This is a genomic window from Candidatus Limimorpha sp., from assembly GCF_056203535.1.
Genome location: NZ_JBADWU010000016.1, coordinates 1 through 25538 on the forward strand (window position 1 = coordinate 1; position 25538 = coordinate 25538).

17 protein-coding genes and 2 pseudogenes are annotated in these 25538 nt (G+C 44.2%); 1 reads left to right on the forward strand and 18 read right to left on the reverse strand.

Going from position 1 to position 25538, the window contains the following annotated elements; all coding sequences use genetic code 11:
* From AC06MN_RS01690 to AC06MN_RS01720, 7 genes and pseudogenes are all read right to left on the reverse strand, one after another.
* Positions 1–3849: pseudogene (locus AC06MN_RS01690) on the reverse strand (hypothetical protein); the annotation flags it as partial.
* Between the two features lie 547 nt (positions 3850–4396).
* Positions 4397–4813: a toxin-antitoxin system YwqK family antitoxin gene (locus AC06MN_RS01695; RefSeq protein ID WP_475670619.1), complete on the reverse strand. Its 417-nt coding sequence runs from the start codon at positions 4811–4813 to the stop codon at positions 4397–4399.
* A 109-nt stretch (positions 4814–4922) separates the two neighbouring features.
* Positions 4923–6299, reverse strand: a complete 1377-nt coding sequence (locus AC06MN_RS01700) for a dihydroorotase (RefSeq protein WP_475670620.1) — start codon at positions 6297–6299, stop codon at positions 4923–4925.
* A 188-nt stretch (positions 6300–6487) separates the two neighbouring features.
* Entirely contained in the window at positions 6488–7225 is a 738-nt protein-coding gene (locus tag AC06MN_RS01705) for a polyprenol monophosphomannose synthase (RefSeq protein WP_475670621.1), read from the reverse strand.
* A gap of 735 nt (positions 7226–7960) precedes the next feature.
* On the reverse strand, positions 7961–9376 hold the full coding sequence (locus AC06MN_RS01710) for an AAA family ATPase (protein WP_475670622.1): 1416 nt from the start codon (positions 9374–9376) through the stop codon (positions 7961–7963).
* Between the two features lie 177 nt (positions 9377–9553).
* On the reverse strand, positions 9554–11173 hold the full coding sequence (locus tag AC06MN_RS01715) for a DUF6624 domain-containing protein (protein ID WP_475670623.1): 1620 nt from the start codon (positions 11171–11173) through the stop codon (positions 9554–9556).
* Between the two features lie 124 nt (positions 11174–11297).
* On the reverse strand, positions 11298–13625 hold the full coding sequence (locus tag AC06MN_RS01720) for a glycoside hydrolase family 20 protein (RefSeq protein ID WP_475670624.1): 2328 nt from the start codon (positions 13623–13625) through the stop codon (positions 11298–11300).
* Between the two features lie 1200 nt (positions 13626–14825).
* Here AC06MN_RS01720 and AC06MN_RS01725 point away from each other — a divergent pair.
* Positions 14826–14894 (forward strand): annotated as a pseudogene (locus AC06MN_RS01725) (SEC-C metal-binding domain-containing protein); the annotation flags it as partial.
* Here AC06MN_RS01725 and AC06MN_RS01730 read toward each other — a convergent pair.
* The 11 genes from AC06MN_RS01730 to AC06MN_RS01780 all read right to left on the reverse strand — a co-directional run bounded on the left by AC06MN_RS01730 (position 14891) and on the right by AC06MN_RS01780 (position 25461).
* Positions 14891–15406 (reverse strand): DUF6155 family protein, encoded by a 516-nt coding sequence (locus tag AC06MN_RS01730; protein WP_475670625.1) that lies wholly within the window; start codon positions 15404–15406, stop codon positions 14891–14893. The pseudogene AC06MN_RS01725 and the gene AC06MN_RS01730 sit on opposite strands and share 4 nt — an antisense overlap.
* Before the next feature lie 94 nt (positions 15407–15500).
* Entirely contained in the window at positions 15501–16535 is a 1035-nt protein-coding gene (locus AC06MN_RS01735; protein ID WP_475670626.1) for a hypothetical protein, read from the reverse strand.
* A 179-nt stretch (positions 16536–16714) separates the two neighbouring features.
* Entirely contained in the window at positions 16715–17245 is a 531-nt protein-coding gene (locus tag AC06MN_RS01740) for a hypothetical protein (protein WP_475670627.1), read from the reverse strand.
* Between the two features lie 17 nt (positions 17246–17262).
* Complete coding sequence (locus tag AC06MN_RS01745; RefSeq protein ID WP_475670628.1) at positions 17263–19053, reverse strand: BACON domain-containing protein; 1791 nt, start codon at positions 19051–19053, stop codon at positions 17263–17265.
* A 3-nt stretch (positions 19054–19056) separates the two neighbouring features.
* Positions 19057–19953: a hypothetical protein gene (locus AC06MN_RS01750; RefSeq protein ID WP_475670629.1), complete on the reverse strand. Its 897-nt coding sequence runs from the start codon at positions 19951–19953 to the stop codon at positions 19057–19059.
* Positions 19954–19977: 24 nt separating this feature from the next.
* The gene (locus AC06MN_RS01755) at positions 19978–21105 is read right to left on the reverse strand and encodes a hypothetical protein (protein WP_475670630.1); all 1128 of its coding nucleotides are present in this window, start codon (positions 21103–21105) and stop codon (positions 19978–19980) included.
* 90 nt (positions 21106–21195) lie between these two features.
* Positions 21196–21411: a hypothetical protein gene (locus AC06MN_RS01760; RefSeq protein ID WP_475670631.1), complete on the reverse strand. Its 216-nt coding sequence runs from the start codon at positions 21409–21411 to the stop codon at positions 21196–21198.
* A 250-nt stretch (positions 21412–21661) separates the two neighbouring features.
* On the reverse strand, positions 21662–22057 hold the full coding sequence (locus AC06MN_RS01765; RefSeq protein ID WP_475670632.1) for a HEPN domain-containing protein: 396 nt from the start codon (positions 22055–22057) through the stop codon (positions 21662–21664).
* Positions 22054–22368, reverse strand: a complete 315-nt coding sequence (locus tag AC06MN_RS01770) for a nucleotidyltransferase domain-containing protein (protein WP_475670633.1) — start codon at positions 22366–22368, stop codon at positions 22054–22056. Before AC06MN_RS01770 ends, AC06MN_RS01765 begins: the two co-directional genes overlap by 4 nt.
* Before the next feature lie 136 nt (positions 22369–22504).
* Positions 22505–22903, reverse strand: coding sequence for a glycoside hydrolase family 20 zincin-like fold domain-containing protein (locus tag AC06MN_RS01775; protein WP_475670634.1), 399 nt, complete (start codon positions 22901–22903; stop codon positions 22505–22507).
* Between the two features lie 71 nt (positions 22904–22974).
* Complete coding sequence (locus AC06MN_RS01780) at positions 22975–25461, reverse strand: bifunctional UDP-N-acetylmuramoyl-tripeptide:D-alanyl-D-alanine ligase/alanine racemase (RefSeq protein WP_475670635.1); 2487 nt, start codon at positions 25459–25461, stop codon at positions 22975–22977.
* Between the last annotated feature and the right edge of the window lie 77 nt (positions 25462–25538).

Genomic DNA, 25538 nt, shown 5'->3' on the forward strand with positions numbered 1-25538 from the left:
TGGATACTGTGCAGGAATGTTCCAGTCGTACTGTGAGAAGTCGCCGGTCTCGAAGTCTTCGATCATGGCGCTCATGATGTTCCAGCCCCAGTAAACCTTAACGTATGGGCTTTCTGGATCTTCTGGATCCGGATAGTATTCAGCGATGACTTCACCAACTGGGGTGAACACTTCGTCCATCACGTAGTTGATGTCTGGAGTGACTTCGCCGTAAACGATTTCGAATGGGTTGTTTTCGTAAGCAACTTCAACATAGCCTTGGCATGTAGCCACGCCATTGTATTCACCGGCCAGCATAGCGCCATGGTAGTGACCATTGGCGTCGGTGGTGAAGGTGTAGTTACGGCTGCGACCAAATTCATCAGTACCAGTCTTGGTGACGGTAGCGCCAGCGATGCCGGTTGTGCCGTCCTGTTCGAAGACGTAACCATCAACTTCGCCATTGCCGGAAACGTTGATGACGAGGCTGTTGCTGAATGCTGATTCGCCTTCATCGTAAACAGCTGTGACATTGAAGGTGTAGCCACCCATGTTGTAGTCCAGACCGTTGACGGTGTAGGTGGTAGCAGGGCTGTTGAGCGGAGTGCTGCCGATGAGTTCACCATTCATGTAGATGTTGTACTGACGGAAGGTGCGGTCCTGGATGGCTGTCCAAGCCAGGTTGAGGGCTTCGCCTTCGTAAATGTTAACGCCGTTGCTGTTGGTTGCGTGCAGGTTGGTAGGAGCATTCATGTGTGTGGTGAATCCCCAAACCTGACCGAAGGTTTCGCACTCGCTGTTGCGGACGTCGACTCTCCAGAAGTAGTTGGAGTTGTTGTAGAGACCAGTGACAGTATAAGCTGTAGCAAGGTCTGTTGTCCAGTCGACGAGGGTTTCAGTGCAGTAGTAGTCAGTGCCGAAACGGAGACGATATTCAGTCGTGAAGTTCGGCAGCGTCCATCTCAGTGTAACGCTTGCTGGATCGATGCCGTCTGAATCATCACCTGGTTCCGGGTCGAGAGCCTGTGCTGGGCAAGGCAGTGATTCGGCATTGATTTCCAAAGTGAAGTCGTAACTTCTTGAAGAAGCAACCAGATAATAGGTACCTGGGGTCAAGGTCATGTTGGTGATAGGATCGTCACCGCCATTGCTGACTGGGTATTCTTCAGTGCCTTCAAATGGGTTGCTGATGAAGTTGTACAAGCCTGGGCCAGGTTCACCGCCGAAGTCTTCAGCGTAAAGGGCCAACTTAGCCTGTTCACCTTCGGTGATGGCGGCATTCAGGTTCTTTTCTTCATTGATGACGAGTTTGTAGACTGCATCAGGACCATCGAAATTCTGGCCTGGCAGATAGTAGTTGTCATAGATGGTTGAAGTTTCCTGTGTGGTAACGTATGGGAATGAGGTGACTACCTGAGGCATTTCGACTACGTCAGGAATTTCAGGTGTGTAGGCGTTACCAGTAATAGGAGTGATGATGGCGATACGGCTGCCATAGTCAACGGCCATGTTGTCGGTGACTTCACCGGCTTCTGGTGTGGCGTTGATGTCATGACCAATATTGAGGATGACTCTTTCGTATGGGTTCATCGTGAATGGCTGTGTGAAACCATTTTCGTTGACATAGAAGTTGCCGTTTTCGAAGTCGATGCCGTTGATGGTGATGGCTTCGCCGCTGTTGTTGTAAAGGGCAACTTCAACAGGGTGCATCCAAGCGCCGATTGGACGGTCGCCCATAGCCACTGGGCTTGGTTCGATCAAAAGGCCTGGTTCGACTGGTTCCTTGAACCAAGGCAGACCGGCATTGTTCATATAGGTATCTTCATACCATAAATTGTAAGCATCAGCATCTTGGTCTCTCCAAGCGTTCAGAGCGGTGAGCAGATTGGTTGAACCGCCGAAGCCGGCAGCAGCCAAAGTGCAGGTTGTTTCGTTCTGTGTGAAGCTTGTCAGATGGTTGGCATAGCTAGCAAAGTTATAAGTGCTTGAGCTAACGTATGGTGTGCTGTGTGTGCCAGCCTTGTAGTAGTTGGCATCGGTATAAATGCCGTTGGCATCAGTGATTTCGACATCACCGAAAAGGGCAGCCTGACCGCTGACGGTACCGGCATTGTAGTTGTTGCGCAATTCGACATAGCTGTCAGTTGTATTAGCAGCCTGGATATAACCGCAAGCACCACCACACTGTGTAGAACCGGTAACGCTACCCACATTGTAGCTGTTGCAGGTTGAACCGCCTTTCTGCCAACCGACAATACCACCGACTCTCACGGAACCATTGATGGTGCCATGGTTGCCGCAGTTGGTGACGACACCGTAGTAGCGAGTGTAACCTGTAATACCACCTACATAGTAGTCACCCTTGACATCACCGTAGTTGATGCAGTTGTCGATAACACCACGGCCACCGAGTTCACCAACGATACCACCGACATAGTCATAGCTTGTTACATTGACGTATGCATAGTTGACGCAGTTGGAAACGATGACAGGAGTGTGCTGAATGTGTTCGACACCGCTACCGACATCCTGGAGACCCAGAATACCGCCAGTATAATTAGCACCGGCAATGAATGTGCTGAGATTACACACGCAGTTGTCAATGATGACTGGTGAGAAATCAAAAGTTTCGGTTACATCGACTTCACCGACAATACCGCCGTTATACTTGCCGTAAGCCTTCATAGAACCAGTCACAGTAAGGTCATGAATGTTGGCGCCAGGTCCGAGTGAAGCAAATACAGCTGTGTGTGAGTCGTATGAAAGCATATTGAGGTCAAGGGTCTTGCCATTACCGTCGAATTCACCTTGGAACCAATGATCACCATCACCGATTGGGTTTGTCACTCCTTCGATGTCATTCATCAGCAGGAAGTGCTTGCCTTGGGTAGGATAGTTTGCCGTAACAGCAGCATCCAAAGCGTTCATATCATCCAAAGTTCTAATCATGTATGGGTTCAGGGCTGTACCTTCACCGGCAATGTCAAGACGGGTAGCGATGCTGACACTGCGCCAGCCGCTGTGCTGACCATTCTGGCTTGCACGGACGTAGGCCATGTAGCCGCTCGATGGGTTCAGGTTGTAGAACGTGTAGCTTGTACCAGTAACGTTGGAAGCCGTAGGGGTAGTGTTTCTGCCCGGAACGGTGCCGTCCAATGAAACGTACACATCGAAGTTATTTGTGCCTGGGAAAGGAACCCAAGAAATGGTAGCTGAGCTAACGGTGCCGCGGGTCTGCATAGCTGAGATAGGCTTAATGCAACCTGTTGGGTTGTAAGCTGAAGTACCGAGTTTGATGTTCGGAACCTTACCAGTGGTTGAACCATCAATGAGACCAGGATGCTGGGCAACGCTTGCGTCGCTGTCAGAGTGTCTCGTGTTGGTGCGGGCCACATGATAAGTGTAACGCCACTTCATTGATGAAGAATAGCTGCTTGACCTTCTTGCAACTGCAATGGCAAGGTTGTCGTTGCCATCGTAGTAGAAAGGAGTGTCCAAAGTGAACACTTGCCAACCAGTAGATGTACCAAGTGTTGTAGCATGTGAATAAACCAGGACGAGGTCTTCGGCTGGCGTCCACTCGTTGGAGTCGGAAGCGAAGCCTTCTTTTTCAACCTCACCAAAGTAAATACGTAAATCGCTGCAGCTGAGCGATGAAGCATAATCGCAATACCATGCGATTGAGTTGATAACGCATGGCCCGCCAATCTCTTCTGCAAGATAGACTGACTCCTGCCATGAGTTGTAATAGTACACGTCGAACGGAATGGATCTGTCCGAGTTCGTACCATCGCCGATGATGACATCGGCCTTTGCTGCGAATGGTATCATAAGAGCCATCAACAGCAAGCTAACTAAAAACTTTCTCATAGTTAGAAATGTTTTGTTAATAAATAAGTTAATTAAAAAATTGAGTTGTTTATACATCATTTTTACATGATTTCACAGTTCGCTTTTTTACGCGTTACACACGCGCACAATTATCAAGGTGCAAAAATAGGAATAATAACGAAACGAAACGCTGAAAAAACCAGTAATAACAACAGAAATCAAAGGATTTTGCGCTATCAGTTGTATCCGAACAAGATAAAGACAAACGCAAATGGATGAAATCTCTTTTTTGAACATTAATTGCCGTTAATCGGGCCATTAATTATTCATCGATTATTTGCCCGTTTCGGTCGGCTGGTAGAGACGCGACATGTCACGTCTCTACTTTGTCGTGTCACAATCCATTGGCATGTTGAGACGCACGGCCGTGCATCTTTACGTTCCAAAAAATCCGAACCTATCCGCCAAAATTAATGGGAAATTCTTCGTGGTAATTTATGTTTGAAAAACAAGGAAAGGCAACCTTGATTGAGGGTCGCCTTTCTGGAATATCGTAGCAAACGACAATTGCTTGGAAAGCAGTTGCTTACTCGCCGTAATCGTCTTCGCGAATCAGATAGCCTTGTTCGTCGTAGAATTTCCACTTGCCGCAATGGCGACCTTCCTTGTAGAAGCCTTCCATATACAGCTGTCCTGTCTCGCGATAAACGGTCGAAGCGCCCGTGCGCTTGCCGTCCTTGAAATAACCTAACACCTGCAGTTTTCCGTCAGGGAAATAAGCGTGCCATTCGCCTTCCTCTACATCGTTCTTGATGCCGCCTTCCTTGTAGACTTGACCACTTTCGTAATATTCGGTCTCTTTCACGCAAACGCCATTTTTGTCGTAATAACGCACAATTTGAGGCTGACCATTCGGAAACGCAACCTGTACTTTCTCCGTCAATTTGGTGCTACAGCAGGAAAATGCCAAGAGGGTGATGAGAATGAAAAGTATTTTCTTCATAAGTTCAGATTCAAAGATTTAAAATTTAAAGATTTAAAGATTTATTTTTTTTGTTTTCGGTTGTCAGTTATCAGTAACTGAAAACTGTAAACCGAGAACCTATTACCAATTACCGATTAAAACGCAAGGCTTCTCCCCTACTTTCTTCGTTGAAAACGCCGTTTTCGTAGACGAGATTGCCGTTGACAAAAGTATGCGTCACTTTGCCCGGCAGGATTTCGCCATGATAAGGCGTCCAGCCGCACTTGTAAAGCACCGTGTCGTCGCTCACCAACTGGTTGGCTTCCAAATCGAGCAGCACCAGGTCGGCGTAATAGCCTTCGCGGATAAAGCCACGGCGGCCAATCTGGTAAAGGATGGCAGGATTGTGGCACATTTTCTCGACAATCTGCTCTAAGGTCATCCAGCCCATGCTGCGCAGACGCAACATCAGCGAAAGCGAATGCTGGATGGACGGGAACCCCGAAGGACTGGTGAAATAATCATCTGTGAATTTTTCCTCTTTGGCGTGAGGCGCATGGTCGGTGCCGATAGTGTCGATGGTGCCATCGCAAAGCGCATCAAGCAAGGCCGCACGGTCGGCTTCGGTCTTCACGGCAGGATTGCATTTCATGCGGAAGCCTTTTTCCTGATAGTAATCGCTGTGCAGACATAGGTAATGAGGACATGTCTCAGCCGTGATTTTCTTTTCGGCCAGCGGAATTTCATTGGTGAAAAGCGCCAGTTCATCAATGGTTGAAATGTGCATGATGTGCAAACGCGCACCCGTCTTTTCCGCCATTTCCACAGCCCGCAACGACGATTTGAAACAAGCCTCAGCCGTGCGGATGAGCGGATGAATGGTGACTTCCGACTTGGCACCGCTTTCCTCAATCATCATTTTGTAAAGCTGCATGTTCTTGCGGATGATGGCTTCGTCCTCGCAATGAGCCGCTATCAGGCATGGCGACTCTTTGAAAATACGTTCCAAAGCTTCATCATCGTCGACAAGCATGTTGCCCGTGCTGGAACCCATGAAAACCTTGATGCCGCAAACTTGGCTTGGGTCGGTTTTCCTAACCTCGTCAATATTGGTATTGTTTGCACCGAGATAGAAAGAGAAGTTGGCCAAGGATTTTTCGGCAGCAAGGTCAAACTTTTGCTGCAAAAGTTCCTGTGTCAAAGTCTGTGGATTTGTATTGGGCATATCCATGAAGGAAGTCACGCCGCCGGCAACGGCTGCACGGCTTTCGGTGAAGATGTCGCCTTTTTGCGTCAAGCCCGGCTCGCGGAAATGCACATGTTCATCGATGATGCCAGGCAACAAATATTTTCCTTGAGCATCAATGGCAACCGCACCGACAACCTTAAGCAATTGCTCGATAATCGGATCCGACATTTCCTCCTCGCGGATGATTTTGGCAATCTTTCCGTCGGAAACAAAAACACTTGCCACGAAGGATTCACCCTCGTTGACAAGCGTTGCGTTTTTTATGATGTAGTCCATAGGGGGTGACTTTTTGGACGATTAGACAATTAGACCATTTGACTATTTGACATTTGGACTTTTAGACCTTTTGACTTTTAGACTTTGGGACGATCGGATTGTTTGACAATTTGACTTTTGGATTAATTTGTGATCCGTCAATTTAACAAATAAACAATTAAACTTCAAACAATTAAACACTTAAACAATCATTTCGTCCTCGGCTTAATCTGTCCAGTCAGGCCGCGCCAGCGCAGATTGATGACGCCGAAAATGGCTTCGCGGAAAATGCCCTTGCTCATCTTCGAAGTGCCTTCGCGGCGGTCGGTGAAGATAATCGACACTTCCTCAATCTTGAAACCAAGTTTCCACGCCGTGTATTTCATCTCAATCTGGAAAGCATAGCCCCAGAATTTCACTCTGTCGAAATCGATGGTTTCGAGGACCTTGCGAGTGTAGCAGACAAAACCGGCAGTGGTGTCGCGCACTTCCATTCGGGTCACGAAACGCACGTATGCCGAAGCATAATACGACATCAGCACGCGGCCCATTGGCCAATTCACCACATTGATACCCGTCTTGTAGCGCGAACCTACGGCAAGGTCGGCACCATTGGCGCAAGCATCATGCAAGCGAGCCAAGTCATCGGGATTGTGCGAGAAATCGGCATCCATCTCAAAGACATACTGATAGTCGCGTTCCAAAGCCCATTTGAAGCCTGTGATGTAAGCCGTGCCGAGGCCTAATTTTCCAGCACGCTGAATCATGAAAAGTTGTTCGGGGAACTCCTGAATCAAGCGTTTCACAATGTCGGCAGTACCGTCTGGACTGTTGTCGTCGATAATCAGGATATCGAAAGCCATAGGCAGGTTGAAGACGTAACGGATAATCTTCTCAATGTTTTCCTTTTCCTTGTAAGTCGGAATAATGACCAAGTTTTCTGTCATAGCGGTTATCTTTACTATCAAAACTGCAAAGGTCTGAAAAAATTGTTTACAAAGGACGTTTGGATGCGAAAAATATCTGATAAATTAGTGCTTCACTCAAATCGGATTTTCAACATTTTCCTTGAAATATATTATAGAAAACTATTGGTGTCCGCTAAAAGTTTAGCGGACAGCCAAACTATCATTTTTTCTGTTCCTTTCTCTTGAAAGAAAGGAACCAAAGTTCAAGGGCAAGATAATCGGCCCAACGCACAGCCGACCTAAAGACTTGACCTTCAGGAAATATGTCATAAACGCAATTTCGTGAAGGTCAAGCCTTTAGTCCGTCTCTTTGGCGGACGCTGCCCCGCATCTTGCCCGTGGCCAATGCGCCCTCCCCAGTCAAGCTTTCAACACTTCAGTATCTTTGCTTTTTGTTGAGATTGTGATCATTATGAAATTATTAAAAAGTAAGTCCCATGTTCAGCAAAAGATCATAATTCATTGAATTTAAATTTACTATGAGCTTCGCAACGATTTTTTAGCGGACAGCAATAATAGAAAACAGTTTTTGAACTTGTTCAAAAATAAAAAAAATCAGAACCGCTCAATAAAAAACAATATCTGCCTTCAAACCATAATTCATTTTCCATACGGCGAATTTATAATAGGCGGAAATCTATGTTTTTTTGGCACATTTCCGCCCGTTTCAAGGTTGTCTCAACGCACAAAACCATACAATTCCTTGATTGACATTCATTTAAACAAATCATCCATAGTCACCACATTTTGAATGATGCCGCTGTAACGGTTCGGGGTCAGTCCGTGCGTGGTTATCAGCAAAGGATGAATGGACTTTTTTGTTTTCGTCACCAAGCGGAAAACCGACTGACGAAGCAGCAAATCCGCTTCGTCTTCCTGAACAAAAGTATAATAATCAGCGGAAAACTTGGCTTCACACAAATTGATGACATTATCGGAACGGTCAATCAGCAAATCAATTTGAACGCCCGGATGCTCATCGGTTTTGACCGTGCGCCACGAATACACATTTGTCAGCACGCCGCTAATGCCCAATGCCGCCTTGATTTGATCGACATGTTGCATGCAAACGCGCTCAAAGCCTAAGCCCGTCCACGACAAATGGATTGGCTTGCCTTGCGAGTTGGACCAGAAATGCTGGTCGTTATGTTCGTTATTCCTGATGAAATGATAATAAAACAAAGTGTAATTGTCCATTAGCTGATACAATGCGCCTTTGCTTTTCTTGTCAATCATGTTATATTTCCTGATGAAACCGCAATACTCCAAATCGCGCAAAGCCTTGTCGAATTTGCCATTGTCAGTCAGCGAAGTGGCTGTCAGAATTTCCTCGCGTGACAAACCGCGTTTGCATCCTGCCAAAGCCGCAACGACAGCAATATGCAACTGCGAGTTTTTGAAAAGCGAAGCATAAAGAGCGTCAAATTCCAAATACAGTTCACCTTTCGGATTGAAAAACAGCCGGTCGATGTTTTGCGCCATGCTCATGCCACGCTGCAAATAGCTCCAATAATAAGGGATTCCTCCCATAATCATGTAGATTTCCAAAAGTTCCTTACGCGACAACACGATGCCTTGCAAGTTTGCCATCTGTTCACATTCGCGAAGCGTGAAAGGTTGCAGGAAAATCCTGTTTGTCAATCTATTATGCAACCCACCATGGTCAAGAATGACTTTATCCATAATCCACGAAGTGGCGCTGCCGCAAACAATAAGGATGATGTCTTTCCGGGCACTCGCCCAACCATTCCAAAAATGTTCCAAAGCGCTGATGAAATTGCTACGCGGTGTGTCCATCCAAGGCATCTCATCAATGAAAACCACCTTTTTATCATCTTTTGAAGCTGCAAGCAGCTCTGCCAACTGATGAAATGCATCATACCAGTTTTCGGGCCGTTTCTTTTCTTTCCAGCCTGACAGCATCATCGAATTGCGGAACTCGTCAATCTGTTGCTGCATATTTCCACTCGACAATCCAGAATGTTGAAAAGCAAAATGATAATTGAATGTCTCCCGTATCAGATAAGTTTTCCCGACACGGCGACGGCCATAAACTGCCACAAACTCCGATTTGTCCGAGTCTAGCAGACTGCGCAAACGGTCACTTTCATATTCCCTACCGACTAACATGGCTTTACCTTTGATTGATTACGGCGCAAAGATAATCCTTTTTTTAAAAGAAAAACTTATAATGGGCGGAAATCTATGTTTTTTTGATACATTTCCGCCCATTATAAGCTAAATTTGACTTGAAACAGGCGGAAATCTATATTTTTTTGGCACATTTCCGCCCATTTCAAGGAATAATCACAAATACTCTTTCAAATATCCATCCCAATCATAGCCTTTTGGGCATGGCTTGTCGTTCAGTTCGAGCCAAGTGCGTAAAGGCGGCAAATGTATGGCTGCACGGCGTTGGTCGACATTGGAAAGGTCGAAAATAACAACCCGTCTGTCAAAGAGTTTCTGGCCGAAATACGATTTCCTATAGAGGCGATAATACACTTCGTCGTACAATTCCGCATAGTCGAAAAGGTGATAGTTGCCCACCTCAACCTGCTTGAACAGCCATTCGAAAAAAACTTCATAATCATTTTTGGTCAATGTTTCCGATTTGTCGGAGATGAGTTCCTTGATATGTCCGTTCCACGCATCGATGGTATAGCGAGGATAAGAACCGCCATCCAAAACCTTGACAAGCGTGTCGAACGAAGTAATCGAATTGAGCATCAGGTCATCATCTTTTGCAATCATCCTTTCGTAATCGGCACGCAGCTCATCATAATTCGCCCTTACCGAATCCATAAGTACCTGTGGTAGATGCCATTCCTCATCGAGGCGCTTTCCGCACAGCACCATTTTCTTAGCCTCATTGACTGCAATGGATTTATCCAATCCGTATTTGTACCAATAAGTAGCCAAAAATTCCAAATCGCGTGGAAACGGATAAATCATCACACCATCAAACGGATAAGTTAAGTCAATCACAGTATCATTTTTCAACTTTGCGGCAAACGGAATATACATGTTCTTATTATTTATGAGATAATAATTGGACGCATAATCAAGATAATATAGGAATATGGCTATCGAATCTAAATCAAATCTTTTTAAATAATCTTCCATCGGCTCAATATCAACAGACATTCTTCGCCGATCTATGTTCTTAATGTCAGCAATAGGGTGAAATCCCGTGCCAATAAGTTGAGTTCCATAAAGTTGAGGACGTCCATTCTGCATCATATAGCGGTCTTCCATATAGGCAAGACTATGTTTGTCAGCGTTATTGTTTTTTACCGCATCCTTATAGTGTTCATAATACCAAGGCAGATACGACCATGAATGTTGTGCTATCAGCCAAGCATTATACGAAGCATCACGCCCCACCAATTCCCAAGTAGGGAAACCATATTGGGCAACCAATGCCTGAAGTTTGGCTGTATTTGTTGAATCAATCACCGACATCCGCCGGTTCCTCTCTTCCGACCAGGGTTCTTTTCTAATGGCCTGATCTATTTCAGCCATCTTCGCCAACGAATCAATGAAGGGCTGGCATCTTTTGCTTTCGGCAAGGCTAATAATCGAATCCAATTCATGCCAATAGGGACGTCCAGACACGCCAAGATCACGAAGGGTCGATTGCTCTGCACCTCCCCTATCCAAACCTCTTGCCACCAAACGGAACAAAAGTTCCTTGCTTTTCAACGAGTCCTTCTCAACCTCGGCAGCGAAATAATAGTACCACAAATCGTAGAAACTGGTAATCGGCTCAATCGAATCTAATTCCGAATAAAGGGCATAAGACACCGAAGTATCGAAAGACCAATAGGCTTTTTCAGCGATATACCTCTTCTCATCCAAATCGTCTTGCGCAAAAATCGGAACGGCGCACAGCAAGAGCATTAAAGCAAGATACAATCTTTTCATACTATCGGGCATTTATGCACGAATAACGCTCAAATGATTGAATTATTGCAGCGCTTTTTGTTCATTCAGACGCGATGAATCGCGTCTCTACAGGTCGGTGAATCATAAAAATTCAGGGCATTTCTCATTCCATCTCAATCTCATCTACGAAAAGCCAGGCCGGATTGCCGTAGGCTTCGTGGGTTTCGGGCAGCATGGTAGGCTCGATGCGCACCATCACATAAAGGGCGCTTACGGGATTGAATTCCAGTTCGTATGTCTGCACGCCATCCTTTTCGTCTTGAGCGACAATCGGATAATCGGCATGGGCGATTTCCTCAAAATGGCTGCCGTCGTTGGAGACGTAAACGCTTGCGCTCTTCGGGTTATAAATCCAATCGCCTTTATTTATGTTGACATTGAAACGCAAACGGCTGAGTTCCTTGCTGCCTTTCAAATCGAAAACAGCCTCGCAGGGACATTCCCAGAAACCTAACCAACGGCCCGTGCGGTAGTTACCGTTGCCTTTCAAGCCATCGTTCAAGGTAGAAGCACCACCAAAAGTATAACTCGGACTCGGTTCATGATTCAGAATGATTGGCTTCATGGTCAACTGGCTGAAATCGAAATGCGTGCTGTATTCGCGGCCATTGCCCTGCTCGCGCACCACGATGGCACGCAAGTCGCAACTCTCAGTCAAATGGATTGGCTCGGTGTAGATGATGCCCTGCATCGGGTCGGAACCATCGAGGGTATAGCGGATTTCGCCAGCACCGAATTTTGTCAGTTCGACTTCGATATAACCTTCATCGGGATGCGATTCCATCTTTGGTTTCAGGTCAAAAATATGCTTGGCGTAATTGTAGCCATACAAATCATAAAGTCGTGTCATGCCGAAGCAACGGTTGGCAAACGAGTCGTAATCCTTTTGTTCGGGCAGACACCATTGAATTTCGCTCAAGGCAGCCATACGCGGCAAAGCCATATACTGCACATGGCGGAAAGTGCTGATGTATTCCGTCCAGATGTTGGCCTGCACGCCCAAGATATGTTGCTGTTGTTCAGGAGATAAAGCAGCAGGAACAGGTTCGTAGTTATAGACATTCTCGACCGGGACATAACCGCCAATGGCCAAAGGCTCGTTTTCGGTGTCGTCGGTCTGATAATAATCGAAATAAAGGTAACCGCAAGGCACCATCACCACATCGTGACCGCTTCGGGCAGCCGTAATGCCGCCTTCTTCGCCACGCCAACTCATAATGATGGCATTTTCAGCCACTTCGCCTTCAAGTATTTCGTCCCATCCGAGAATGCGACGGCCACGGCTTTCAATGAGTTTTTCCATACGTGTCATCACATAACTCTGCAAGAAATCCTCAGCGGAAAACTTGTCGTTTGCCTTGATACCCAATTCCTTAATCTTCGCCTGACATTTCGGGCAGTCGTGCCAACGCACTTTCGGACATTCGTCACCACCGATGTGAATGATTTCAGATGGGAACACATCCATCACCTCGTTCAGCACATCCTCCAAAAAGAGCATGGCATCCTCATTGCCAGCGCAAAGCACGTCTTCCGAAACGCCCCATTGTTGCCAAACTTCATAAGGTCCGCCCGTGCAACCCAATTCAGGATAAGTGGCCAAAGCCGCCTGCATGTGACCTGGCAAGTCGATTTCAGGGATGATGGTGATGTAACGGTCGGCGGCATATTGCACCAAGTCGCGCAACTCGTCCTGCGTGTAGAAACCGCCATGACGAATAGTATCATAAACACCTGAATTATGACCAATTACAGTTCCGTTACGATAGGCACCGACTTGCGTCAGTTCGGGATATTTCTTGATTTCCATGCGCCATCCTTGGTCATCGGTGATATGGAAATGGAAAGTGTTCATGTTGTGCATGGCCATCATGTCGAGATAGATTTTCACCGAATCCATCGTGAAGAAATGGCGCGCCGGGTCGAGGTGCATGCCTCTATAACCAAAGTTTGGCCAATCTCTGATTGTTCCGCAGGAGAGTTGACAATTGACAATTGAGAATTGAGAATTGACAATTACAGGCAAGCTCTTGCGGAGGGTCTGGATGCCATAGAACACGCCTGCAGGGTCGGCGCCTTTGATGGTGACCTGTTTGGGGGTGATGTTGATTTCGTAGGCTTCGGTTTGGTCGAAATTCTCGGGAACCACTTTCAGCACAATACCGTCGGGCTGGCCTTGGTATTCCTGCATCTTCATGGCATAGCCCATGATATCGTTCACGTATTCGCTGAGAAACTCCGCTTCGCGTTGGAGACCATCTTCGAAATAGATTTTCGCCGAAGGTTGCAATGTGAAGTACCCAGAGGCCTCCCGACTCAAATGTGTTTCCTTAGGTTGCGGGATGATGTCGTAATTGGCAACAGGAATTGGTTGATTTGTGCAGGCAGTCAGGATGAGGGCCGCGATGATGAATAAGGATAGTTTTTTCATGGAAAATAGTTTTAATTGGGCAAAACTACACATTTTTTAATTAGGTTTGCTGTTTTTTCATTACCTTTGCATAAAAAACATCAAATCATGAAAGCAAAAACATATAGCAATTGCACATCCTTGAAGGAAGCATTGTCAAGAATTCCCAAAAACATATTGATTACATTCTCCGAGCATTTTGACGCGACTATACCCAAATCACTTCCCAAAGAGGAATTTGCCGAAAAGTTAAGTTCGGCCTTACTTGCCACGTCCCCTGAATGGCTGAAAAAAATGCCTCCATACGACATTGAAATCCTCAAGGAGCTTTCCAACATCAAGGCCGGCACAAGGCTTGTGAAACCAAGACTTTATTTCCCTTTGCCTTCCATCATATACAACATCCTGCAAGTAGACGAAGAAAAATCCTTGGGAAACGAGACCATTACCTACTATCTGACCGAAGATGTACACACCGCTGTTTCCTCTTGTATTTTCGATGTGTTCAACAACGACCTGATGCGTGAGTATCAACAATTGCAGCAATACGCCTACGGACTTCTGGCACTTTACGGCATTCTTCCCGTCGATCAATTCCATGATGAAATCGAGTGTTTTCCATTCACATCCGAGGAAACCTTCAATGAACTCATTAAGATGTTGATCTTATCGGAATTGTTTTTCATGTATTCCATTCAGATAGACGAAAAGAAAGACGAAGTCGTGTTGGTGTCACCTTGGGTCGAGGATTCGAAAAAGGTTTGGAAAGAAATTCAAAAACGAAAGGACATCCCAAACAAAGTTTTTAAATATGAAGAGATTATGTCAGCAGGTCAACTGCCCTATCCCGCTTTTACGAGCGAGTTTACGGGAGATATGATTGACTTACTCAACTACACCGACAAGACATTCAAAGATACAAAGCCCATTGAGCCTGCCGAACAAACGCTGACCGATATTTGGTTCAACATCCAAGAAGGGGAATCGCCCATGGCAGGTGTCGAAGCAATGCTCGCCGACTTTCCATCCAAGCACAGAAAACTGACAAATGAAGTCGTAAGTCTATATGCGAATTACCAAAACTCACTGCCACGTTGGGACTTAAAAGGCCATTCACCAAAGGAAGCCTTCGAAATGGGCATCAAACTTGAAGTCAAAAAGGAGCAAATGACTGCATTCACCAATTCAAACGACACTCTATTTGTCAATACCAGTCCAAAAATCGGGCGTAACGACCCCTGCCCGTGCGGAAGCGGGAAAAAATACAAGAACTGCTGCGGGAGGAATTAATTGTACAAGGCTTCGTCATAAATATCTTGCATCGCATCAGGAAAGCCCCAGCCGCAAGGGGAAGTCAGTCTCAGGATTTGTTTGATGCGTTTTTCGTTGGCATCTATAAGGTCGTTCTTCCGTAAAAACTCCACGGTACGGGCAAAGTTGTTTTCCACGGCAGTGTAGAAACCTTCCCACATGTCGCCATAGTCATACGAGAACTGGCAGGCTTGCTCGCAATAAAACAGCATTAGATCGGCAACAAGTTCAGGTGCTGGTTTAAGTTTCATAAAATCATTGATAGCCTTTCGACACACACTGAACCTTGTTTTCGGTTCACCGCGCGAAGGATAAAACTCATTTTCTATGACTTTCTTGTACTCGTCCAATTTGCTGCTTTCATTGGGATTCAGATAGAATTCCAGGTATTCCTTGGCTTCCTTACGAGCATCATAAAGTTCAATCACCATCTCGATGATTTCATCCTTCTCCAAGGTTTTCAGGTGCTTCTTTAGTTGGGCTTTTGACATAGTCGAGGCATTTGATTTATGTCGCGAAGATAAACGTTTTTTTTGGAGGAAATAAAAAAAATAAGACAATCGATTTTCTTTGCAGCTTAACAAATCAAAGCTTTCTTCCTCCAACAATAATATTGTCAATGCACACCTCAAAATAATACCATGCTCTGGAATTCAATGTACTTGTCACATAAAAGCTTTCCGAATGAGCACCTTCTTCAAAATGGTAATTTGAAAAGGTTTCGGAACGCACCCGATTCCCATTTTCGGCATACACATTGATTCGAATGGTATAATTTCCCTCTCTTACTCCGAAATAAGTCATTTCAAACCATCCTGAACTAAAACTGAAAGATGTGTTGGTTATGAAAAAAGGTTGCCGACTAGAAATCTTACCAATAAGATAGTCATAATTGGATTGCGCTTCAATATATCGAGAATGCTCCAATTGACACGATGATTCAAGTCTCGAATTTCTTTCATTCAAATCATCAACAGAGTCATTCAATTGCATGATATTGTTTTCCAAATCATACTTTGTCTCATATAGCGATTCAATTTCAGCGACTTTGTTCTCAATATCTGTATTTTTATCGGAAATGATTATGGCAGTAACAATGCTACCAACCAAGAGTAACAAAACAAGCAAAACGACTGTTTTGTATTGCTTTTTTTGACGAGAAAGATTTTGGATTTCTTCATGCCTCGTTTCCAATTCCTTCTGCAATTGGGCTTTTTCTGAATTCAGTTTTTTTACTGTCATGGAAAAACTTGTTGGAATTGAGTTCTCCATTGTAACGAGAACATTGTGATAATGCCTTGTCGCATCAACAATCTTGACTTGTTCATTTTCATCAAAAGAGAAAACGATTTTTGCATCCAATGGAATAGAATAATCCTCTGAAGGCAAAGTCTCCCACAACTTTCTCTTGTCTAAAGTTGACTTGATTTCGCGAAAGAATTCTTCTGTTTCTCCTTTCTCGGAAATGAAATCTGCAACATTCAAAACAATCTCACCCGAAGCATTGTATTTGAATAATACGCCTTTTATGGCAGCAGCATTCAAAACCTCCTGGAAATAATCGAATAATGATTTCAGTTTTACACATATTGCTCCGCAAACCACACACAACCCATACAATTCATGATTTGAGTTCCTATAAGAATACGCATAATACATCAGATTGCCATCGCGATGGACGGCAATCTGATGTGAGGTTATGCTCTCAGCGCAGAACTGCTTCAAGAACTTTTCGGAATGGTCATTGGGATATTGTTGATACCCTTTGCCTCCATTGCAGAAAATGTAATTTTTAAGAATCATTCTTTGTAGATGATGAGATTCTCCAATTGTGAGATTTCATGTGCGTAACCAAGAGCCTGCATCACGGGAAAGCCTACCAAAATGTCTGTTCCGACATTGTCATCGATGACAGCAGGAACATCAGTCAGTATATGATCATCGCCTTTGTCATCTGTGAATGACACAGATTTCAGCAGATATACATCATATTCGCTAGTTTGTCCATTTGCCACCGTAACTGGGTAGCTTGTGATATAGTCATGCTCTGACAAAGTCCCATCCTTTATCAGCTGTGCAGCCTCTAAAGCAGATATTTTGAGTGGGACAGAACAACCTGAATCCCAAATACAGCTAAATTGAGGGCCGCTGTTAAGACGAGCGCGTACTATCATTGAACCATTTTTGTCCAAATATGGAATTGCAAAAGACATGTCTCGTTTCTCTTTAGCTTCGGGGAACTTTGACGGACGATAAACCAACTTGTCTTTGTTTTCACAGGCACTCAATGCCAAAAGCATACAAATGCTAATCAGTATTATCCTTTTCATTGCTATATGTATTATTTTCATTGTTTAATTGTATCATTCATTTTGTCAGATTCTTGAACTTCAGTTGGCTCAGAAATTTGCTCAGTTTGTGTATGTTCTTTTTCATCAGCCTTTTTTACCTCTACTTGGAAAGACATGATTTGTCGTTTACTCCTATCTTTTTTAGGGCCATATCCGATAGCGATTTTACCACTCTCAGCGGAAACAGTTACTTGCACCACAGCCCAATTTTGACCATTATTATTTCCACTACAGCCATCAAACGTCCATCCAATACCATCAGCAGAGCTGGAATTACTAACCGAAGCTGTAAGTTTTTGACCTGTTGTCACTTTTGATTCCTCGTTAAGGGCTCTCCCATTAGAATCTTTTATCACCATTCCAAAATCTGGATTTTGAGACTTCTTGTCTTTTTCTTTCCCTTTTTGGGAAATGGTGACTTGTTTCTCCAAACCGCCACTTCTCACCATGAACCTATAACCCCGTTGGTCGTTAGTGGCATTGGCTTTTGCCTTAACCGTAAGCTTGTTTTCTATCTTTATTAAAGTCAGCCATTCTGGAATATCATTCTCTTCGTAATCCCAACTTTCACTGGATGTTACGATTATATCTTTAGAACCAACTGCTGCCTCAAAATCAAGTCTTGATATAGATAATGACAAGGTTTTAGGGGTCTCTTCCGGAACTTGTGGCTGTTCAACAGAACCAGAACCTTGCTCAACATCGGATTGCTCGGTTAGTGCTTCTAGCACATTTTCTACATTCTCAATCTTCATCTTAATCTCTTCAAAATCAGCCGAGAGATTCCGAAAAAAGACATAACTTAGGATCCCACTTATCAATATGAAAACCAAAACTAAAGTTAGCCACAACTGTTGAACATTATCCTTTTTCCCTTTTTCAGAATCATTCGATACTTTGCCGCGTAATGAGAGTATTTCTTTATTGGATTTTTCAATCTTGTCAAGTTCAGTCCTAACAATACCAATAGACTCTTTAAATCTATCATTTTCAGTTTGTAACCGTTTGTTTTCCGCTTCTTTCTCTTTAATCTTTATAGCAAGCTCATCTATTTCCTGCTTGTTTTTGTTCCTTTCCGAAGTCTTTGCTTTGTTTATTTTTTCTTCCATCTCCGCCTTCTCACTCTGCAAGGCAATCACCTTTTTTTCCAATGACTCGATTTTTGCATTTGAAGATTCGTATTCTTGTGAAATATAAATTCTTCCAAGTTTGCACAAGGTATCAAAAGCATGTTCGGAATTACAAGTGTCAAGATTAATTCTCTCACCCTTCCATGAGTTGAAGTCTGCATGTCGAGAATCACTTTTTACAAACTTTCCCTGAGAAAACTCAGTGAAGAACCTGTCTATTTGACTGACTGCATTTTGGAAATCGTCTTTTTTTTCTTCAAATTGTCTAATCAGGAAACGGTCTTGAGAATCAATTATCTTCCCTACGAACAACTGTTTATATGCTGCCGACAACAATGTGTATACTGGTTCGGGAAAAACAAATTTCCTACTCAAAACGCTAATGGCTAAATACTGCCCAGGCCTTCCTTCATTACCTTCAACAGCGGCCCCAATGCACTTGTTGTTCACGAAGGAATAACAGACATATTTTTCCCCATTGGAATCGTTGCACAATTCAACGAACAAAGCCTTTTCGGCTTCAGATTCCTTACATCGAGCCTCACGACCCTTGAAATAACTGTCACAAATGTCATTACATATTCCGTGAGGTCCTCCTTGAGGGATGTAAGAACTTTGTCCTATTGACGAACCATGTATGAATACAAATCTATCCATGTTCTACCAAAGTTTTAATATTTCTTCCCACAAAGCTGATGGATAAGCTGGTCCAGCAGCCGTATACCCATCTTCGTATGATCCTGTACAGAATGGCAAGAATTTGTAATTCTCAATATTCCAGAACAAGAACTTCTTTGTGAAAAACAATAGAGGATAATTGCGTCTTGCATCTTCAAGAACTGCCTTGGGATTAAAACAACCTTCAGAATTACCCCATTTCCCACCTTGAGGCAAATCCACTTTGTTATAAAGGAGAATCACTCTACTTGGATGATTCAATACATATTTGTTGTATAATTTAACCATCTTCTGCTCATACTTTTTTCTGAGATTTTCATTGTTTCTCAAAGAAATATCTGAGTCCAAATCCATTAGGATGATATAAATTACCTTACGGGGTTGATTAATGGTAACCTGAGCGACTCTGTCCATATAACCTTTGAATGCACGATTCGGCTCCTCTTTCCATCTGTCCAAACTAAAGAAGTCTTCGCCCGGTGCCTCCAAAAAATGGGCTTTGACATTTCCTAAATTATCCAAAATATCTGCCATTAGATAATCAACCGTATTTGGCATTTTAGTGTTAGCATCTCCAATAATGCTATTAAACTCCAAACAATCTGCTTGATATTTTGCGTCTGGCAGCAATGTAGTGTTTGCCGATATGGAGTAATTTGAGCCATACAAGTAACTCGCAAGGCATTTTAGCACCATGCTCTTTCCACTTGCTGGAGGGCCGCAAAGCACGACAAAAGGTGCTTCATCTCTGGGTATTTGTGGATTTGATGATGAACCAGACCTGTTTTCATCAGGTTTGGCATCATCCAATTTGTTTGCTCCAATTTCAGTTTCACTCTGTTTATTAGTTTCCTCTGTTTCGAATTTATATTCTTCCATAATTATAATATTACTCAGTTTTCATCATTTAGCTAATACTCTAAGCACATAGGCCACTATGTCAATAATCAATGACAATAGAATCATTCCCAACAATTTCATATCTTTTGGGAGCCTGCCTGCAAACATGTCTTCCCAGACATTCCAAGTGCTAAACATACGAGAAGAGGGATAGATTCTATACCTGAAGTCCCCCTTTTCAATATCTTGAGGATCATCCGTTTTACTCACTTTGGTTGAACGCACAATTTCCATTTGTTCGTTTTTATCAAGACGGTTGTATAAGTTTGAGCTGAGTTGTACACTCTGGAACTGATAATAAACATCAGGTGTGGCTATCTCTGTGATTTGAGGAAGGTCAACCAAATAAAGACTATCATTGATAAAATCCTGCATCAATGTGAGGTCTTTAATCAAATCAATTTGTTTTTTATAGTAGTTCTTTATTACCGTCTCTCTTTGCAATAGTTTTTCAGCAATTCTAATGGAATACTTTTCTTTTAAAGCCATCACCTGTTTGGCACCTGTTTTCCCCTTGTCTCCCCTGTCTTTTTCATCATCAAAAATCGAGTTCTTGTAATTATAGGTGTCACCAAATTTCCCACCACTATTGGTAAAATAATTTTCGATGTCTTTTAAATATGAGATTGCACGGTCTCCAAAACCATATCGTATCGAGGACTCGCATTCGCGTTTGAATTCATCCGCAAGGTTTTGAACCGTAGCTTCGCACAAAGTAATATCGATTTCCTGTTTTCCTTTTATTTCCTCCTTTTTGCTCCGTGTAGCATCATCCACATAACTCTTGTAGTTGCCTAATTCCGCGCTAACGACCTTCAACCCTTCGTCCTTCATAAGCATATAATGAACATTGGTCATAAAACTCACACCCCAGAACAACAAAAAACCAATCAAACAAATCACGAACTTGCCTTTATTGGGATTTATTCGGTTTTGCATCTCGCCGACCATAACACTTAAGCAAAGGCCTGCTATAAAAGCGACGAAAAACACAAAAATGAACACAAGCCAAAAATGCTTCATCTGATAAGTCATCGAAATAGATTTTGCGGTCATTAACGCACTATAACCCGCAAAAAGGCAATAGCCTATCCAACAGGCAATTTTTGTCAGAAGTTTGTTTTTATTCATAGTACAAATTATTTAATTTTGAATGTGCAAATAACGCACTTATTCCTTTTGCAATTAGATTTTCATGCTATCCCATCACAATAGTAATTCCTATCCATTTTGGATAAAGTCCTCGAAAAAATTGTAGTCTAAAATGTCGGAAATGTGTTTCAGCAACCCCGTGTTGATGGTAGCATTAGCGTACACCTTATACAAATGGTTAGGCGTGCAAGGAATCTGGCTGGCAAGCCAAACCGAAGTCCTACCTTGCTGCTTCAGCACGGCCTTGATCCTGTTCCCTATATGCACGTCCTTTGCCTTCGACATAGAAAAAGCGTGGAATTTGTTCCTTGCTTGAACGTCAGGGTTTCCACGCCCTTCATAATCTAACAAGTCATTCCACGCCGTAACAAGTACGGCATCCAATAACTTGTCCCTGATTATGAATTGTCCCCCATAGGGGACTTGTGGAAATTTGACGTTCAAGGACAGCTATAAATGCTATCTGATTAATATTTAATATGTTATAGTTACACCTACCTTATTCTCTGTTCGTTTAATTGTCCAACACAATACTTTATTCTTTCTTTATCAGATTCTCTATCTTCTCAACAAACTGATGTGTCGGCTTTTTGAGCGACAATGCTTCTTCCTTTGTAATATCGTAAGCGCAATTGTAATCAGCCTTTTGACGCAACTGAAACAGACGTGCAAGAAAACTGCCATCTTCCAGCTCAACTATTCCTGTTCTCACGAAATAGTTGCTAAACTGGGTAAGCATCCCTGAATGCGTGTGCGCAACTATCTCTTTCTGAATAAATAATGCTTGTACGATGTGGAAACAAGAATAATAGAAACGATTCACCGCCATATCCGAATAACCCATCGTCATCATCTCATCAGCCTGTCCCAAAAACCTACGAGATCGCTCAACCTGCATATTGACCAATATTTGCCTTTCTTCCTGTGTCATTGCAATAAGTTTACGGCATCATGTTGAACATTTTCGTAAAACGGTGTAGCCTTATAGGATTGCCACTCTTTTCCTGTGTACATAATTGGGTTTATTTCTTCGCCCAACTCGCAGCCCAACAACACAAATGGATAACTCACCTTGTCATAATCTGATTGGGTAAGACTATCTTGGTTGAGTATTAAAAGAATGTCCCAATCCGAATAGGAATGAGCTGTTCCCCTTGCCCTTGAGCCGTAAAGCCAAGCCTCACTTCCAGCAGGGACTACTTCCATCGCCAATTTTCTGATATCTGCCAAAATGTCTTCCACGGAGTTATCTTTTTACACTGCAAAACTACACATTTTTCGAAATACACACAAAAAAAACGCACCCCAAAATCTTGGAATGCGTTTTTTTCGCTTGGTAGAGACGTGCCTTGGCGCGTCTCTACAAGGATTGTAGGAATTATTCGCCCAACTTGATACGCACGAAGTTTCCAGCCTCTACCCTGACGACGGGCAACAACTTGCGCAAAGCCTGAATGCCATAGAAAACGCCAGCGGCATCTTCGCCCGTCACGATGATTTGCTTCGGCATGACCTTGATTTCGTAGGATTCAGGTCCAGCGAAATAACCCAGAACGGTAAGCAAACAAATGCCATCGTTCACCTCACCCTGAATCTCGCAGACTTCAAGGCGGAACTGCACCATGTCGTTGATGTAATCCGAAAGAAACTCCGCATTACGATGCAAGTCTTCGTTACCGGCAGGATAGTAGATTTTCGTCTTGGCATTGAACGAAAACGTTTCATCTCCAGCCAATTGGATTTCCTTCGGGGGCAGGAATAATGTCATAGCTGCCATTGATTGTGATTTGGTTACAGGCGCAAAACAACAGGCTTGCCGCCATCAGAAATAAGGATATTTTCTTCATTTTATTCTTGATAATAGATTCGTTTCACTCGTTGCGAAATGCTCGTCATAATTTCGTAAGGAATGGTCTGACAAGCCTTTGCAATATCGAAAATGCTGTGTTCGGCATCGAAAATGACGACAGTGTCGCCTTCCTGCGCCTCCACATCGGTAAGGTCCAACATGCACATATCCATGCAAATATCGCCAACCACCTTCACTTGCTGACCGTTAATGTAGAATTTACCGTTGCCATTGCCGAGCAGACGCGACAAGCCGTCGGCATAGCCAATCGGGATGATGCCAATGCGCATATCCTTTTCGGCGCGGCCATGACGATTGTAGCCAATGCTGTCGCCGACCGGGATGTTCTTTATCTGGTTGATGGTGGTCTTCAGCGAAACCACAGGTTGCAGGAAATTCTTGTCGGCTTCGCAGGTCGGAACGCCGTACAGACCAATGCCGAGGCGCACCATATCGAACTGATATTTAGTGAATCGCGTGATGCCGGCCGTATTCAGAATATGGCGCAAGACCTTGTATGGGAACGCATCCACAATCATCTGGCTGCCTTCTTCGAAGCAATGAATCTGGCTCAGCGTGAACTCGTCTTCCGATGGATTGTCGGCCGTGGCCAAATGCGAAAACACGCTCGCCACACGCAACATCGGATTGGCTTTGATACGCCGAATGAGTTCAGGAATCTCGTTTTTCGAGAAGCCCAAACGGTGCATTCCCGTATCCAATTTAATGTGGATATTCAGCGGATGCGCTTCCGGCAAAGCCATGTTTTCCATCGCGTTTTCAATCATCATGAGGTTGCGGAAACTGAACACCTCCGGCTCCAAGTGGTATTTTATGATGTTGTCGTAACTGTGTACCTCGGGGCTCATCACCATGATGGGCAGATTGATACCTGCACGGCGCAACTCAACACCCTCATCGGCAAAAGCCACAGTCAAATAATCGGCGCGGCGGAACTGCATGATGTTCGACACTTCGAAATTGCCGCTGCCGTAGCCGAAAGCCTTCACCATGACCATCAGTTTGGTCTCAGGCTTAATCTTCGAACGGTAATAATTGTAATTGCTGACCAGATTGTTGAAATTGATTTCCAGAACGGTCTCATGTGCCTTTTCCTGCAATTCCTTGCTGATCTGCTCAAACTCAAAGGCACGCGCACCTTTCAGCAAAATCGTCTGGTTGTTGAATTTCGAGAAAGGAAAATGCGTGAGGAAATCACCGACATTGGCATAGAAATAACTTTCCATGGCGAACTGCTTGGCCTGACGCGAGATAGCCTCGCCAATGCCGACCAGCACATCCACGTTTTTCTTTTCCAAAAGGTGCGCAATCTCAGCATACAAATCATATTCGTTGCGGCCGCTTTGCAAAATGTCGGACAAGACCAACACCTTGCGCTTGTGCTGCCGCTGCTGGTTCATCACATCCAAGGCAATAGCCAAGGAATTGACATCGGAATTGTAATAGTCGTTGATAATCGTGCAGTTATTGATGCCCGACTTGATTTCCAAGCGCATGGCTACCGATGCCAGCGAAAGCAACCGCTGCGCAATCAACTCGGGTTGCAACCCCAAAAGCAAAGCCACGCAAATGCAATGAATGGCGTTTTCAACCGAAGCATCATCGGCAAACGGAATTGTGAAATTCAGAGCTGAGCCATGATAAATGCAAACGATTTCCGCATTCTTTTCGCTTTGCTGAACCGATTTCACAAACACATCGGCATCCTCAAACTTGCGGCTCCAAGTGAAAAACTTCACTTTTGAGGCAAGGCCTGATCGGATAACAACCTGCTGAATGTCAAAATAATCCATGCAGTAGACCAGTTTTTCCGCCTGCGTGAACAAGTTGAGTTTCTCGCCCGCTTTCTGGAAACGGCTGATGAAGTTTTCATCGTGAGCCTGGCCGATGTTGGTGAACACGCCAATCGTCGGTTTGATGACATTTTGCAACGGCATCATCTCTTCGGGTTGCGAGATACCTGCCTCAAACACAGCCAACTGATTTTCAGCGTTCATCTGCCAAACCGAAAGCGGCACGCCGACCTGGGAATTATAACTCTTCGGACTGCGGACGATATTGAAATCGGCACTCAAAATCTGAGTAAGCCACTCTTTCACAATGGTTTTTCCGTTGCTGCCCGTGATGCCGATGACCGGAATATCGAACTGCGCACGGTGATAGGCCGCCAATTGCTGCAAAGCCTTCAAGGTGTCGCCGACCACAAGAAAAACCGCATCGGCGAAAGGCTCGGCAGGCAGTTGCGTCACGACAAAAGCGCGGACACCTTTTTCATATAAGTCATGGATATATTTGTGCCCATCGTTGCGGGCGCTTTGCAAAGCGAAAAACAAGGCGTGGTCGGCAGCAACAAGTTGTCGGCTATCAATCAGCAAGTCGCTGATGGCTCTGTTTTCATCGTTTCCGACAAGCCGCGCACCGATGATTTCGGCGACCTGTCTTAAAGAATAATTCTGATGCTGCATGATTGAAAATTGAAAATGCAAAGGTACGATAAATTCCGATAAAGCAAGACGGTTTTTCTCCCGCTGATGATGACGAC

Coding starts and splice junctions, on each gene's coding strand:
- AC06MN_RS01695 (WP_475670619.1), bottom strand. CDS start 4,813: ATGAAGAAAATACTTTTCATTCTCATCACCCTCTTGGCATTTTCCTGC.
- AC06MN_RS01700 (WP_475670620.1), bottom strand. CDS start 6,299: ATGGACTACATCATAAAAAACGCAACGCTTGTCAACGAGGGTGAATCC.
- AC06MN_RS01705 (WP_475670621.1), bottom strand. CDS start 7,225: ATGACAGAAAACTTGGTCATTATTCCGACTTACAAGGAAAAGGAAAAC.
- AC06MN_RS01710 (WP_475670622.1), bottom strand. CDS start 9,376: ATGTTAGTCGGTAGGGAATATGAAAGTGACCGTTTGCGCAGTCTGCTA.
- AC06MN_RS01715 (WP_475670623.1), bottom strand. CDS start 11,173: ATGAAAAGATTGTATCTTGCTTTAATGCTCTTGCTGTGCGCCGTTCCG.
- AC06MN_RS01720 (WP_475670624.1), bottom strand. CDS start 13,625: ATGAAAAAACTATCCTTATTCATCATCGCGGCCCTCATCCTGACTGCC.
- AC06MN_RS01730 (WP_475670625.1), bottom strand. CDS start 15,406: ATGTCAAAAGCCCAACTAAAGAAGCACCTGAAAACCTTGGAGAAGGAT.
- AC06MN_RS01740 (WP_475670627.1), bottom strand. CDS start 17,245: ATGAAAAGGATAATACTGATTAGCATTTGTATGCTTTTGGCATTGAGT.
- AC06MN_RS01745 (WP_475670628.1), bottom strand. CDS start 19,053: ATGGATAGATTTGTATTCATACATGGTTCGTCAATAGGACAAAGTTCT.
- AC06MN_RS01750 (WP_475670629.1), bottom strand. CDS start 19,953: ATGGAAGAATATAAATTCGAAACAGAGGAAACTAATAAACAGAGTGAA.
- AC06MN_RS01755 (WP_475670630.1), bottom strand. CDS start 21,105: ATGAATAAAAACAAACTTCTGACAAAAATTGCCTGTTGGATAGGCTAT.
- AC06MN_RS01760 (WP_475670631.1), bottom strand. CDS start 21,411: ATGTCGAAGGCAAAGGACGTGCATATAGGGAACAGGATCAAGGCCGTG.
- AC06MN_RS01765 (WP_475670632.1), bottom strand. CDS start 22,057: ATGACACAGGAAGAAAGGCAAATATTGGTCAATATGCAGGTTGAGCGA.
- AC06MN_RS01775 (WP_475670634.1), bottom strand. CDS start 22,903: ATGGCAGCTATGACATTATTCCTGCCCCCGAAGGAAATCCAATTGGCT.
- AC06MN_RS01780 (WP_475670635.1), bottom strand. CDS start 25,461: ATGCAGCATCAGAATTATTCTTTAAGACAGGTCGCCGAAATCATCGGT.